Genomic DNA, 13,893 nt, shown 5'->3' with positions numbered 1-13,893 from the left:
TGTTACTACTTTTTAAGCAATTCCTTTTAGAATATCTTTAATGCGATTTGTATTTTTCATCTCGTTAAAAATAGCCTCAAAGTCATCTTTCTCTAATAAAATTTTAAATTGATTAAGGTTGTTTATATATTCATCTAATGTCTCAATAACATTAGTTTTATTCTGTTTGAAAATAGGCGTCCACATATTTGGTGAACTTTTTGCCAAACGGACTGTCGAAGCAAATCCACTGCCAGCCATATCGAAAATATCACGTTCGTTTCGTTCTTTATCGATTACCGTTTTCCCTAACATAAAGGAGCTAATATGCGATAAATGTGAGACGTATGCAATATGTTTATCATGAGATTCAGGATTCATATATCGAATTCGCATGCCTAAGTCTGAAAACACTCGTAAAGCACTTTCTTGTAATTTAAATGCCGTTTTTTCGACTTCGCAAATAATGTTTGTTTTGTCTTTAAACAAACCATTAATCGCTGCTTGAGGTCCTGAAAATTCTGTTCCAGCTATAGGGTGACATGATAAATAATTTCTTCTATTTATATGATGCTCTACTTTATGACAAACATCTAATTTGGTAGACCCAACATCTATAACCAAGGTATCGTCGGACACTAAATCTAAAATCTCAGGAAGTAAAGCTACCGAAGCATCTACAGGAATAGATAAAATAACAAGGTCTGCATTTTTAACAGAATCTAAAGTTCCTTTTTCATCAATTAAACCACTTACTAATGCTTGATTAACATGATCTGCATTTGTATCGACACCTATAATTTTAGTTGCAGGATGTACCTTTTTAAGGTCTTTTACCATACTCCCGCCAATTAGACCAATACCTATTACTACAATATTATTCATAAGTATTTAATTTTGAATTCTAATTCGGCTAATTGCTTCCTTTAATTGATCTTCTGATGCACATAACGAAAAACGAATATAGCCTTTACCCTGACTTCCAAAAATAATCCCTGGAGTAATGAAAATTGAATTATCGTATAAGATTTTATCTATAAATGACTCTGCATCTACACCTTCTGGTAATTTAGACCATACAAATAACCCAGAAGTACTTTCATCGTAAGTACAACCTAATAAATCTGCAAGTTCCCAAACTAGTTTACGTCGTTTTTCATAAGCAACATTCAGGTTTTTAAACCATTCGTCTGTACTTTTTAAAGCTTCAATGGCTCCTTTTTGAATGCCGTAAAACATTCCTGAATCCATATTACTTTTAACTTTTAAAATAGCGCCTAAATGTTCTGCATTTCCTAAAACCATTCCAACGCGCCAACCTGCCATGTTAAATGTTTTACTTAAAGAATTAAGTTCTACACACACATCTTTTGCTCCTGGAACACTTAAAATACTTCTCGGATTGTTATTTAAAACAAAACTATACGGATTATCATTTACAATTAAAATATGATTGCGTTTCGCAAAAGCAACCAAATCTTCATATAAGGATTCTGTAGCGTTTGCACCCGTTGGCATATGCGGATAATTTACCCACATTAATTTCACTTTACTTAAATCTGTTTGCTCTAAAGCATCTAAATCTGGTAACCAACCATTGGTTTCATCTAAATCGTAAGTCACCGCTTTCGCTTCAACTAATTTAGTAACCGATGCATATGTTGGATACCCTGGATTCGGAATTAAAACGTCATCACCTGGATTTAAAAATGCCATAGAAATATGAAGAATACCTTCTTTACTTCCCATTAAAGGCAAAATTTCTGAAGCAGGATCTACATCCACACCAAATTGTGCTTTGTAAAATCCGCCCATGGCTTCACGTAATTCTGGCAAACCTTGATAACTCTGATATTGGTGTACATTTGGGTGTTTAAAACTTTCGGTAATAGCATCTATTACACGTTGTGGTGGCATTAAATCAGGGCTTCCTATCCCTAGATTTATTATCGGTTTCCCACTTGCTTTTAAGGCATTTACTTCTCTTAATTTCTTAGAAAAGTAGTATTCCTCAACCGTTTGTAACCTGTTTGCTACAGTTATCATAATTTTGCGTTTTTATATTCGCCAAGTACTTTAAATTCTTTCACCATAATATCTAATATGGATTTTGCTTTCTCGAAATTGCTATATTTTAGAAAGGTTACATCTACAAAAAAAGCATATTTCCAAGGGGTTTCAATCTTTGGTAATGACTGTATTTTTGTTAAACTCATTCTACAATCACTCAATACATTTAAAACACTTGCTAAACTACCACGTTTGTGCTCTACCACAAATCGGATAGATGCCTTAGTAATTTCACTTTCGTCTAAAACAGAATTCTGTGTTTTTACAATCACAAATCGTGTTTCATTTTCTTTTATAGTCTGAATACTTTCAGCTAAAATTTCCAATCCAAAAATTTCTGCTGCAGTTTTACTCGCAATTGCAGCAACTCCTTTTAGTTGTTTTGTTTTTATACGTTCGGCAGTTTCGGCAGTATCTTTATCTTCTACAAGCTTAATATGCGGATAATCTTTAAAGTAAATTTTACACTGCAACAAAGCCATTGGATGTGAATACACTTCCTTGATATCTTCTATTTTCTGACCAGGATAAGCCATTAAATTATGCTGAATATCCAAATAGTGCTCCCCAATAATATGAAGATTAAACTTATCTATTAATGCGTAATTTGGTAAAATTGACCCCGCAATGGTATTCTCCAAAGCCATAACCGCCACATCACTTTTTTTACTAATAAGATTATCGACTACAGTGTCGAAAGACATGCATTCATCAATTTCTACATCGCTATCAAAATACGTTTTAGCAACGATATGATGGAATGACCCCTTTATACCTTGAATTGAAACTGTTTTTACCATATATAAAAAAAGTCTCGATTTTCATCGAGACTTTATATTAAAATTTATACTTATAAATTACACATACAATGCCTCGTTCCTTTTGCTAAAAAAGAAATAGAAAAAATTAAAATATGTGAAACTTGTATTTTGCATATATTGCTTTTGTGGCCACTAAATTAGATAATAATTTTACATTACAAAACAAATCAATTATTTATTTTGATTTATCTCTGTAGTTTTAAAGAAATTAAGGTTATTCGTAAAATAAATTATATAATGTTTACTTTTGAGCAAAGTATAGTAAAATGTCAATAAAGGTAGAAGAACTTAGTAAAGTGTATGGTACTCAAAAAGTGCTAGATAATATTTCGTTTTCTGTAGGGAAGCCAGAAATTGTTGGGTTTTTAGGACCAAATGGTGCAGGAAAGTCTACAATGATGAAAATTTTAACCACATTTATTGATGCATCGTCAGGTGAAGCTGAAGTGAATGGCTTTAATGTTCATGGAAACGCTACTAAAGTGCAACAAAGTGTGGGATACCTTCCCGAACACAATCCGTTGTATTTAGATATGTATATAAAAGAGTATTTAGCTTTTAATGCGGAGATATACAAAGTATCGAAACAACGTATCGCCGAAGTTATTGAACTTACAGGCCTAACACCCGAAGCACATAAAAAAATCGGTCAGCTTTCTAAAGGATATCGCCAACGTGTAGGTTTAGCCAATGCCTTATTACACGATCCTGAAGTTCTAATTTTAGATGAACCTACTACAGGTTTAGATCCGAATCAATTGGTTTCCATTCGCGAATTGATTAGAAACATAGGGAAAACAAAAACGGTTTTTCTTTCAACTCATATTATGCAAGAAGTTGAAGCGATGTGCGACCGTGTTATTATTATTAATAAGGGACAGATTATTTCAGACAAAAAATTAGAGGATCTACAAGCTGGAAAAGCTCAAATAGTTTTAGTTGAATTTGATTTTCGAGTAGAAGATGCTTTTTTATTGAGATTACCTCATGTAACAGCGGTTAAGAACACGTATGGTTTTGTATATGAAATTACATTCTCGACGGCTGAAGATATGCGTCCGAAAGTATTCGATTTTGCACACGACAATGAATTGAAAATTTTCCAACTGACTCAGAAAAATGAGAGTTTAGAAGAGTTATTCAGAACGATGACACAAGATTAATTAGTCTTCGAAATATAATTGTCCTTTAAACTTTGCGTCAACCCCTATAGTTTCAGGTCTGTTTTTAGAGATTAAATCTCCCGTACTTACAAGTTCTCCGGTTAAGGATTCTTGCGGATTAACAATCATATCGTTACTTCCTCTATGAAAAATAGTTACCGAATTTGCTATTAAATTGGCACCTTCAAAACGACCACCTCCAGCATAAAAGCCAACAGATAATTTATTAGTTGTTCCAGAAATATAGAACACCGATATATTATTAGACACCACTTCTAATTCCTCAACATCCAATTGCAATCTAAAATCTCCAACAGTGAAACCTTCTGGATTATTGTAATCTTCCGATAGTAAAATTAATTTTTCAAGTGTTAAAAAACCTTCAGATTTTATGTCAAACTGGGTAGAGCTTCTAATCTGATAAAAAGTAGGTGCGGTAATTGTTATTTTAGTAGGATCGTAATCTCTAAACAAATTACAGGTATTATTATCCGTTAGTTGTAATTCACCATTAACAACTTTAACCTCAACATCGTTTATTAAATTTTCGCCTGTTTCAATAACTGCCTTTAATTCTGGACCTTGTATTAGGGTTAATTCTATATTTCTATTGACAAGAATTTTGTCAAACGCATCAATGTCTATCGTTCTTGAAATACTTGTTCCTGTTGTTTGAAAGCAATCGTTAGCACTTTCGCTATCGCAAGAACAAACACAGAGTACAATTAATAAGGCTAATATATTTTTCATCTTTTTACAATCGTATTCCTACTCCAAACTCTACACATTCTGCTTTTGCTCCATGCGTTTTCAAGGTAACAGCTCCGAACCATTTTTCTCCAAAATAACGCTTTAATCCAACCCTTAAATACGTTTGTCCTTCAAAATCGAACGGATAATACACATAGTATCCCACTTGTGTTTCTACAGACATTTTATTAATAAATAGCTCGTGCCCCACAAATAAACCTACACGTTTATAATCGGTATCTGGATCTATATTACGCTCAGGAAACGCAACCGAGTTGTATTCTATTAAATCTTTTAAAAAATTTGAAAAGAACACGTCTGTTCCAAATTGCACCGCACTCTTTTTAGATAAACGCTTATCGGCATAAGCAGAAATCACATAAAAAGCAGATTGTCCCATCCCGATAATATCACTCTCATTAACACCGCTACGGAAAGCAAAATTATATTTTATAGGCTGTGTGAATTTTTCTTTAACTTCAGAATGAATAAACTCAGGATCTTCGTCTTCCAAACTATAAGTAACACCAACATTAAATGCCACTGTATTTATACTCGCATTGGGCGCCACAAAATTAGCATTAGAATAATGAAGAAGTGATAGGCCTGCTTGAATCCCAAAACGGTCGAAAACACGTTCACGCTTGTAGTTCAACATTAAATATGTACCACTTAAAATCGTAGAACCGAAAGCTGTATTCTTATAATTATCGTATTTGTCGTATGGATTGGTATTATAAGCCAATCCCTGACCAATACGCAACATTAAATTCCGTTTTAAAAAATAGAAATTATAATGTGCGTATAATGCATAGTTATCGCCTAAGGTTTCATTTTTTAAATTCTGATACGAGAAAGACACACCATAATCTGGATAATTATAACTTTCTTCCCAAGCCTCATTTCCAAATGTCTTTTTATTCCAACCCACAATGACACCTTCTGGATGCCCTTGAATGAGATGTAAAATACTATTATTATGGAGCGCAATATTGCCCCTAAAATAATTGACATCTACGTAAGATGAATTTGTTGTCTCCTGAGAAAACACTAAAGATGAAATCGCAAAACACAATAAAAGTAGCAGTTGCTTCATAAAACTATATAAGGGTAAAAAGTAACCGAATTATTAAAACAATGCAGAAGCAATGGCTTTTATATTATCGCTTTTCCCCATAGAATAGTAATGCAAAAATGGAACTCCTGCGGCTTTTAGCTCTTTAGATTGTTGAATAGCAAACTCAATTCCTACTTGCCTTACAGCTTTGTTGTCTTTACATCCTTCTACAGCATCGATTAAATCTTCTGGTAAATCGATTTTAAAGACTTGAGGTAAAATCTGTAAATGACGCTGTACTGCCAATGGTTTGATTCCTGGAATAATAGGAATAGTAATTCCTATTGCTCTCGCTTTTTCTACAAAATTGAAATATTTCTGATTGTCGAAAAACATTTGTGTCACCACATAATCGGCACCAGCATCAACCTTAGCTTTTAAACGCTTTAAGTCCGTATTTAAAGACGGCGCTTCCATGTGCTTTTCTGGATATCCAGCCACACCAATACAGAAATCGTAATTATGTTCTACTTTAATATCGTCGTGAAGGTATTTTCCTTGATTTAAGTTAGAAATTTGTTCTACCAATTCGCTCGCAAAATGATTTCCACCTAGAGTAGCCTTAAAATAAGACTCGTCTTTACGCGCATCTCCACGTAAAGCCACCACATTATCTAATCCTAAATAATGACAATCGACCAAAACATACTCGGTTTCTTCTTTTGTAAATCCACCGCAAAGTAAATGCGGAATAGCATCTACCTTATATTTGTGCATAATAGACGCACAAATTCCAACTGTTCCAGGACGCATACGCGTGATACGCTTATCTAAAAGTCCGTTACCTTTATCGACGTAAACATACTCTTCTCGAGATGTTGTAACATCAATAAATGGTGGTTTAAACTCCATTAGCGGATCTATATTATTATATAAATCTTGAATATTTTTACCTTTTTGAGGCGGAATAACTTCAAAAGAGAATAATGTTTTTCCGTTGGCTTGTTTTATGTGATCTGTAACTTTCATTATTTAGTCAATGCCTTTTTAATCGTTTCGTAGTCTTCCTTATATTCCCAATAAATAAGTCGACCATCCATGTAATCTGTTAATATAAAATTTTCACTAACCGATTTAATACGCGAAATCGCAACTGTTTTCTTAGTGAAATCTTCAGCCTCTACGCGTTCTGTAATTTCTTTATTATCAGCATCGAAACCATGAACAATAATATGGCCTCCCAAATGTAATTCTATGAATTTCTTACTCATAATTATATAAATTTAATCGGCAAGATTTGGACTTAACCACTTCTCTGCTTCTTCGTTACTAATTCCACGACGCTTAGCATAATCTACCAACTGATCGTTCGTGATTTTACCTAAACCAAAATATTTCGCTTCTTTATTAGCAAAGTAATAGCCGCTAACACTTGCCGCTGGCCACATCGCTAAACTATCTGTAATTTCTACTCCAATCTCTTCCTTCACTTTTAAAAGTTTCCAAATGGTTTTCTTCTCTAAGTGATCTGGACAAGCAGGATATCCTGGAGCAGGACGAACTCCTTTATAGGTTTCTTTTATTAAATCTTCGTTTGAAAGTGTTTCATCAGAATCGTAACCCCAAGTATTAATTCTCACATCCTTATGAAGGTATTCTGCAAAAGCTTCTGCTAAACGATCGGCTATGGCTTTTATCATAATCGAATTATAATCGTCGTGATTCGCTTCGAATTCTTTTGCCAATTCTGCGGTTCCGAAACCTGTACTAACACAAAAACATCCCATGTAATCCTGAATTCCAGAATCTTTAGGTGCAATAAAATCTGATAAGGCAAAATTAGGAACACCCGCACGTTTATCTAATTGCTGACGTAAAGTCAAAAATGTAACTTTTGGTTTTCCATCTTCCCCGTAAATCTCAATATCATCATCATTAATCGTGTTTGCAGGAAACAATCCGTAAATGGCTTTTGCTCCCAACAATTTCTCATCGAACACACGTTTTAATAACTCTTTTGCATCGGCAAACAATTCTGTCGCCTGTTCTCCTACAACCTCATCGGTTAAAATATCTGGATATCTTCCATGTAAATCCCAACTTCTAAAAAATGGACTCCAATCGATAAATTCCTCTAACTTTTTAAGGTCTAAATCTTGAATCACTTGAATTCCTAACTGATTTGGTTTTACAATTTCAGATGTATTCCAATCGATTTTAAATTTGCGCTTTCTCGCATCTTCAATCGTAACGAAGTTTTTCTTTTTTCCGCGTTTTAAAAACTGTTCACGGAATTTTTCGTACTCCTCACGAATCTGTTCTTTATATACTTTATTATTTTCCCCCAACAAGTTACCAACAACAGTAACCGCTCTCGACGCATCGTTTACATGCACAACAGCATTTGTATAATTTGGTGCAATTTTTACTGCAGAGTGAGCTCGAGACGTTGTTGCTCCTCCAATAAGTAACGGAATTGTAAACTTCTGACGCTCCATTTCTTTAGACAGATACACCATTTCGTCTAGAGACGGTGTTATTAATCCGCTTAACCCAATAGCATCTACATTTTCAGCTTTTGCTCTTTCTATAATTTTTTCTGGCGGCACCATAACGCCAAGATCTACAATCTCGTAATTATTACACCCTAGTACAACGCTTACAATATTTTTACCAATATCGTGAACATCTCCTTTTACAGTCGCCATTAAAATCTTACCAGCGAATTCTTGTTTTCCGTCTTTTTCTGCTTCAATATAAGGCTGTAAATAGGCTACGGCTTTTTTCATGACACGTGCCGACTTCACTACTTGAGGTAAAAACATTTTTCCGCTCCCGAATAAATCTCCAACAACATTCATCCCAATCATTAAATGACCTTCGATAACATGAATAGGTTTAGCCGATTCTTGTCGTGCCTGCTCTACATCTTCAATAATAAAAGCATCGATACCTTTTACTAAAGCATGCGTAATTCTATCTTGTAATTCGTGACTACGCCATTCTAAAACTTTGGCTTCATCTACTTTTTTATCTCCTTTTACGGTTTCAGCAAAATCTAATAAACGTTCTGTTGCATCATCACCTCGGTTAAATAATACATCTTCAACGTGTTTTAATAAATCTTTCGGAATTTCGTCGTAAATCTCCAACATCGTCGGATTTACAATTCCGATATTCAATCCGTGTTTAATCGCATGATATAAGAATGCTGAATTTATCGCTTCACGAACCACAGTGTTTCCTCTAAAAGAAAACGAGACATTACTCACACCTCCAGAAACATTGGCGTATGGTAAATTCTCACGAATCCATTTGGTCGCATTGAAGAAATCTAACGCATTTAAGCGATGTTCATCCATTCCTGTTGCCACTGGAAAAATGTTCGGATCGAAAATAATATCTTGTGGTGGAAACTTGACTTTATCGACCAAAATATCGTAAGAACGCTTACAGATATCGATTCTACGCTGATACGTATCGGCTTGTCCATCTTCATCGAACGCCATAACAACCATGGCTGCACCATAACGTTTCACCAATTTAGCATGATGAATAAACGCTTCTTCTCCTTCTTTTAAACTGATAGAATTTACTATCGATTTCCCTTGAACCACTTGAAGACCAGCTTCAATAATGTCCCATTTAGAACTATCGATCATGATAGGCACACGGGCAATATCTGGTTCTGATGCAATTAAATTCAAGAATTTCACCATGGCTTCTGCGCCATCTAACATGCCTTCGTCCATGTTCACATCGATGATTTGCGCACCACCTTCAACTTGATCGCGGGCAACATCTAAAGCTTCATCGAACTTCTCTTCTTTAATTAATCGTAAGAATTTTCTAGAACCGGTAACATTGGTTCGTTCTCCTACATTTATAAAATTACTTTCTGGAGTCACGATTAATGGCTCTAATCCAGAAAGGCTTAAATATTTAGGTTTGTTACTTTTTGACATGCTGTTTTTTCTTTTCAATTCTCAACTAAGCGTTTAAAACGGCCTGTCTAGGTTTATACTTTGTAGCTACATCTGCAATTAATTTAATATGCTCCGGCGTAGTACCACAACAACCACCAATAATATTAATAATATTTGCTTTTAAATAACTCTCTATAAGTTCTTGCATTTGCTCAGCAGATTGGTCGTATTCACCAAAGGCATTTGGCAGTCCTGCATTAGGATGCGCAGATGTATAAAAATCTGTTTCGTTAGATAAACGTTGTAGATAAGGCTGTAATTGGTCGGCTCCTAAAGCGCAATTAAATCCAACACTTAATAATGGAATATGAGAAATAGATAACAAAAACGCTTCTACAGTTTGACCAGATAATGTTCGTCCTGAAGCATCTGTAATCGTTCCAGAAACCATGATCGGAATTTTAATTCCGCGTTCTTCTTGTACTTGATCTATCGCAAATAAAGCTGCTTTTGCATTTAATGTATCGAAAATGGTTTCAACCAAAAGCATATCTACTCCACCATCTAACAAAGCTTCGGTTTGTTGGTGATAGGCTTTTCGCAACTCTTCGAAAGTTACTGCACGATATTCCGGACGATCTACATCTGGAGATAAACTCGCTGTACGGTTTGTTGGACCTATACTCCCAGCAACGAATCTTGGTTTATCAGGATTCTCTTTCGTCATTTCTTCAGCTACTTGTTTTGCAATTCTAGCCGATTCGAAATTAAGTTCGTAAACTAAATCTTCCATGTCGTAATCTGCCATAGCGATTGTAGTCCCAGAAAAGGTATTGGTTTCAACAATATCTGCTCCAGCTTCGAAATATTTACGATGAATATCTGCAATAGCTTTTGGTTGGGTTAACGACAATAAATCGTTATTTCCTTTTAAAGAAGACGGGTAATCTTTGAAGCGTTCACCTCTAAAATCTTCTTCAGAAAAATTATAACGTTGCAACATAGTACCCATAGCACCATCTAGCACTAAAATACGTTCTTGTATGGCTTGATAAATATTTGACATTTTTGATGTTTTATATCAGTATGTCATCAGGAAAGAAAGGGTTTTCTCTTGGGTTATCTGCCCCTTTGAAAATGGTTTCATTGAGTAGAATGTAGCACCTTCTTTAGTGTGGTAAAGGGTTGCTAAGGCTTCACCGGGTCTATCCCCTCTGCCTTTCGTGATAACGAATTATTATGTTTATGAACTAAGCTACAAATAAAAGTAATATATCTTTATTATCCGCATTTTTGCAGCAAATATTATGCTAATTCTCGAACAAAGTAGACGATAAATAACGATCTCCACGATCGCAAATTATAGCGACTACAACTCCAGAATCTAAAGTTTCTATAATTTTTAAGGCGCTTGCAACAGAACCACCACTACTCATACCCGCAAAAACGCCTTCTTCTTTGGCTAATCTTTGAGTCATGGTTTTAGCATCTTCTTCACTAACCTCAACCACTTGGTCGACTTTAGTTTTATCGAAAATCTCTGGCAAATACGCTTCTGGCCATTTACGAATACCAGGTATTTTAGCACCGTCTTTAGGCTGAGCTCCCACTATGGTAATATTCTTATTTTTCTCCTTTAAAAAGGTAGACATCCCCATAATAGTTCCTGTTGTACCCATTGCAGATACAAAATGGGTTATTTCGCCCTGCGTTGCATCCCAAATTTCCGGTCCAGTCGTTTTATAGTGTGCTTTCCAATTATCAGGATTTGAAAACTGATTAAGCATAAAATAACCTTTTTTATCACGCAATTCTATAGCTAAATCACGAGCACCTTCAATACCAACATCCTTAGAGGTTAATATTAATTCTGCTCCATAAGCACGCATAGATTTAATACGTTCTTCAGTAGAATTTTCAGGCATTACAAGCACCATATTAACACCTAATAAAGGTGCTATAAATGCTAATGCAATTCCGGTATTTCCACTAGTAGCTTCAACTAAAGTATCTCCCTTTTTAATATCACCACGTTTTAAAGCTTCGTTAATCATATTAAAAGCGGCTCTATCTTTTACGCTTCCACCTGGGTTATTACCTTCTAATTTCAGTAATAACTTAACATTAGGATTATTATGTAAATGCGTAGCCTCGACTAAAGGTGTATTTCCTATATAATCTAAAATACTTTCCGTTTTAATCATGCTTACGCGATCTAATGTTAAATTCTTTTTGATACGTTAAAATTGAACCTTGAGGCACTGAAACCGTAACGCAAACATTCGCTCCAATAATAGTATCTGCTCCTATAACGACATCGCCTCCTAAAATGGTTGCGTTGGCATAAATAATAACATTATCTTCTATCGTTGGATGACGTTTTGTAGCAGACAAGCTCTTTTTAACTTGAACACCTCCCAAGGTTACTCCTTGATAAATCTTCACGTTATTTTTAATAACCGAAGTTTCTCCAATTACAATTCCTGTCGCGTGATCTATAAAAAATGAATCTCCAATTTCTGCACCTGGATGAATATCTGTACCCGTAATGCCGTGAGCATATTCGCTCATCATTCTTGGAATAACAGGCACATTAAGGTTGGATAACTCGTGACTTAATCGATAAATAGCAATCGCATAAAAACCAGGATAAGCCAAGTACACTTCTTCTAAACTTTTGGCTGCAGGATCGTGTTGTTCGATCGCAATCGCGTCTAAATCTAAACGGCGTCTAATACTTGGTAAATTATATTTGAACGTTTCCCAAACTTGAAAAGCATTATCAATCTCTAGTTTTTTGCTCATTTCTATGAACAAATTTTCTAAATGCTGTAATTCTGTTACTGGCTCATCGTCGAACATTACATAAAACAAGTTTTTTGTAAATGTTGCAATGGAGTCTTTTAGCCTTACGTTATATATTTTTGAAACTAGTTTATTTTGCAATTTTGTATCTTCTATCATAAAAAAACGCCTTATTATTATAAATAATAGTCGGAATTAATTCAACTAATTTACAGTCTATTTTACAAAATGACTAATTTTAAAATCAGAATTTAGACAATAGCTTGAACAACGGCTTTTGGCGCTTCTTTACGAGTTCCATCAAATCCATCAATACCACTTACCGTTGTGTATTTAAGCACATACTTTTTACCAGGATTAATGATTTTATAAGCCGATTGACACATTAAAGTTGCTTCATGAAAACCACAAAGGATTAATTTTAATTTCCCTTCGTAAGTATTTACATCTCCAATAGCGAAAATTCCAGGAATATTAGTCTGATAATCTACAGTGTTTACTTTAATCGCATTCTTTTCGATATCTAATCCCCAACCACCAATTGGTCCTAATTTTGGAGATAATCCAAATAACGGAATAAAGAAATCTGTATCTATTTGAAATTCCTCTTCACCTTTTTTAACCGTTACGCCTTCGATATGATTTTCTCCAACAACGCCAACAACTTCTGAAGGTGTTACTAGATTAATCTTTCCAAGAAGTTTTAATTCTTGAACTTTTTCTACTGAATCTAAAGCCCCACGGAATTCATTTCTTCGGTGAATAAGTGTCACTTCTGAAGCGATATCTGCTAAAAAGATACTCCAGTCTAATGCTGAATCTCCTCCTCCAGAAATCACAACGCGTTTATTTCTATACTTTTCAGGATCTTTGATAAAGTAATCTACACCGTGATCTTCGTAGTTTTCAATATTTTCAATCAGTGGTTTTCTAGGTTCGAAAGAGCCTAAACCACCAGCAATAGCTACAATCGGAGCTTGATGTTGTGTGCCTTTATTTGTTGTAACAATAAACGATCCGTCTTCTTGTTTTTCAATAGTTTCAGCACGTTCACCCAAAGTAAATCCAGGTTCGAACTGTTTTCCTTGTTCTAATAAATTCCCTGTTAAATCTCCGGCTAAAATTTCTGGAAATCCAGGAATATCGTATATCGGTTTTTTAGGATAAAGTTCTGAACATTGCCCACCAGCTTGTGGTAAAGCATCAATTAAATGACATTTTAACTTTAATAATCCTGCTTCAAACACAGTGAATAATCCTGTTGGTCCTGCTCCTATTATTAATATATCTGTTTGTATCATTTTAAATATTTTTTACTGAAA

The 13,893-nt window shown here is 34.7% G+C and carries 13 protein-coding genes and 1 riboswitch; of the genes, 1 reads left to right on the top strand and 12 read right to left on the bottom strand.

What is annotated here, in order from left to right:
* Positions 1-12 precede the first annotated feature (12 nt).
* Genes ACFFVB_RS10190 through ACFFVB_RS10180 form a run of 3 tightly spaced genes read right to left on the bottom strand, consistent with a single transcriptional unit; the run spans position 13 to position 2,849 of the window.
* Positions 13-864, bottom strand: a complete 852-nt coding sequence (locus ACFFVB_RS10190) for a prephenate dehydrogenase (protein ID WP_382382625.1) — start codon at positions 862-864, stop codon at positions 13-15.
* Positions 865-870: 6 nt separating this feature from the next.
* A complete protein-coding gene (locus tag ACFFVB_RS10185) occupies positions 871-2,025 on the bottom strand; it encodes a pyridoxal phosphate-dependent aminotransferase (RefSeq protein ID WP_382382624.1) in 1,155 nt (384 codons plus the stop codon).
* A complete protein-coding gene (locus tag ACFFVB_RS10180; protein WP_382382623.1) occupies positions 2,022-2,849 on the bottom strand; it encodes a prephenate dehydratase in 828 nt (275 codons plus the stop codon). The genes ACFFVB_RS10185 and ACFFVB_RS10180 overlap by 4 nt, the downstream gene beginning before the upstream one ends.
* Before the next feature lie 287 nt (positions 2,850-3,136).
* On the opposite strand from ACFFVB_RS10180, the gene gldA reads away from it, so the two are divergent.
* Complete coding sequence (gene gldA, locus ACFFVB_RS10175; RefSeq protein WP_382382622.1) at positions 3,137-4,033, top strand: gliding motility-associated ABC transporter ATP-binding subunit GldA; 897 nt, start codon at positions 3,137-3,139, stop codon at positions 4,031-4,033.
* Here gldA and ACFFVB_RS10170 read toward each other — a convergent pair whose 3' ends face one another.
* The 9 genes from ACFFVB_RS10170 to ACFFVB_RS10130 all read right to left on the bottom strand — a co-directional run bounded on the left by ACFFVB_RS10170 (position 4,034) and on the right by ACFFVB_RS10130 (position 13,872).
* Complete coding sequence (locus tag ACFFVB_RS10170) at positions 4,034-4,783, bottom strand: head GIN domain-containing protein (RefSeq protein ID WP_382382621.1); 750 nt, start codon at positions 4,781-4,783, stop codon at positions 4,034-4,036. It abuts the gene before it with no gap.
* Between the two features lie 4 nt (positions 4,784-4,787).
* On the bottom strand, positions 4,788-5,879 hold the full coding sequence (locus tag ACFFVB_RS10165; RefSeq protein ID WP_382382620.1) for an acyloxyacyl hydrolase: 1,092 nt from the start codon (positions 5,877-5,879) through the stop codon (positions 4,788-4,790).
* Positions 5,880-5,912: 33 nt separating this feature from the next.
* A complete protein-coding gene (gene metF, locus ACFFVB_RS10160) occupies positions 5,913-6,869 on the bottom strand; it encodes a methylenetetrahydrofolate reductase [NAD(P)H] (RefSeq protein ID WP_382382619.1) in 957 nt (318 codons plus the stop codon).
* Positions 6,869-7,111, bottom strand: a complete 243-nt coding sequence (locus ACFFVB_RS10155; protein WP_382382618.1) for a hypothetical protein — start codon at positions 7,109-7,111, stop codon at positions 6,869-6,871. Before ACFFVB_RS10155 ends, metF begins: the two co-directional genes overlap by 1 nt.
* 12 nt (positions 7,112-7,123) lie before the next feature.
* On the bottom strand, positions 7,124-9,805 hold the full coding sequence (gene metH, locus ACFFVB_RS10150; protein ID WP_382382616.1) for a methionine synthase: 2,682 nt from the start codon (positions 9,803-9,805) through the stop codon (positions 7,124-7,126).
* A gap of 25 nt (positions 9,806-9,830) precedes the next feature.
* Positions 9,831-10,832 (bottom strand): homocysteine S-methyltransferase family protein, encoded by a 1,002-nt coding sequence (locus ACFFVB_RS10145; RefSeq protein ID WP_382382614.1) that lies wholly within the window; start codon positions 10,830-10,832, stop codon positions 9,831-9,833.
* Positions 10,833-10,882: 50 nt separating this feature from the next.
* A riboswitch (SAM riboswitch) is annotated at positions 10,883-10,999 on the bottom strand.
* 77 nt (positions 11,000-11,076) lie between these two features.
* Positions 11,077-11,970, bottom strand: a complete 894-nt coding sequence (gene cysM, locus ACFFVB_RS10140; RefSeq protein ID WP_382382613.1) for a cysteine synthase CysM — start codon at positions 11,968-11,970, stop codon at positions 11,077-11,079.
* The gene (gene epsC / locus ACFFVB_RS10135) at positions 11,963-12,730 is read right to left on the bottom strand and encodes a serine O-acetyltransferase EpsC (RefSeq protein ID WP_382382611.1); all 768 of its coding nucleotides are present in this window, start codon (positions 12,728-12,730) and stop codon (positions 11,963-11,965) included. Before epsC ends, cysM begins: the two co-directional genes overlap by 8 nt.
* 92 nt (positions 12,731-12,822) lie before the next feature.
* Complete coding sequence (locus ACFFVB_RS10130; protein ID WP_382382609.1) at positions 12,823-13,872, bottom strand: NAD(P)/FAD-dependent oxidoreductase; 1,050 nt, start codon at positions 13,870-13,872, stop codon at positions 12,823-12,825.
* Between the last annotated feature and the right edge of the window lie 21 nt (positions 13,873-13,893).

This window comes from Formosa undariae, from assembly GCF_042427615.1.
GTDB classification, from domain to species: Bacteria; Bacteroidota; Bacteroidia; order Flavobacteriales; family Flavobacteriaceae; genus Formosa; species Formosa undariae.
This window is presented reverse-complemented; position numbering and strand designations above follow the sequence as displayed.

Coding starts and splice junctions, on each gene's coding strand:
- ACFFVB_RS10190 (WP_382382625.1), bottom strand. CDS start 864: ATGAATAATATTGTAGTAATAGGTATTGGTCTAATTGGCGGGAGTATG.
- metF (WP_382382619.1), bottom strand. CDS start 6,869: ATGAAAGTTACAGATCACATAAAACAAGCCAACGGAAAAACATTATTC.
- ACFFVB_RS10185 (WP_382382624.1), bottom strand. CDS start 2,025: ATGATAACTGTAGCAAACAGGTTACAAACGGTTGAGGAATACTACTTT.
- ACFFVB_RS10165 (WP_382382620.1), bottom strand. CDS start 5,879: ATGAAGCAACTGCTACTTTTATTGTGTTTTGCGATTTCATCTTTAGTG.
- gldA (WP_382382622.1), top strand. CDS start 3,137: ATGTCAATAAAGGTAGAAGAACTTAGTAAAGTGTATGGTACTCAAAAA.
- ACFFVB_RS10145 (WP_382382614.1), bottom strand. CDS start 10,832: ATGTCAAATATTTATCAAGCCATACAAGAACGTATTTTAGTGCTAGAT.
- ACFFVB_RS10180 (WP_382382623.1), bottom strand. CDS start 2,849: ATGGTAAAAACAGTTTCAATTCAAGGTATAAAGGGGTCATTCCATCAT.
- epsC (WP_382382611.1), bottom strand. CDS start 12,730: ATGATAGAAGATACAAAATTGCAAAATAAACTAGTTTCAAAAATATAT.
- ACFFVB_RS10155 (WP_382382618.1), bottom strand. CDS start 7,111: ATGAGTAAGAAATTCATAGAATTACATTTGGGAGGCCATATTATTGTT.
- cysM (WP_382382613.1), bottom strand. CDS start 11,970: ATGATTAAAACGGAAAGTATTTTAGATTATATAGGAAATACACCTTTA.
- ACFFVB_RS10170 (WP_382382621.1), bottom strand. CDS start 4,783: ATGAAAAATATATTAGCCTTATTAATTGTACTCTGTGTTTGTTCTTGC.
- ACFFVB_RS10130 (WP_382382609.1), bottom strand. CDS start 13,872: ATGATACAAACAGATATATTAATAATAGGAGCAGGACCAACAGGATTA.
- metH (WP_382382616.1), bottom strand. CDS start 9,805: ATGTCAAAAAGTAACAAACCTAAATATTTAAGCCTTTCTGGATTAGAG.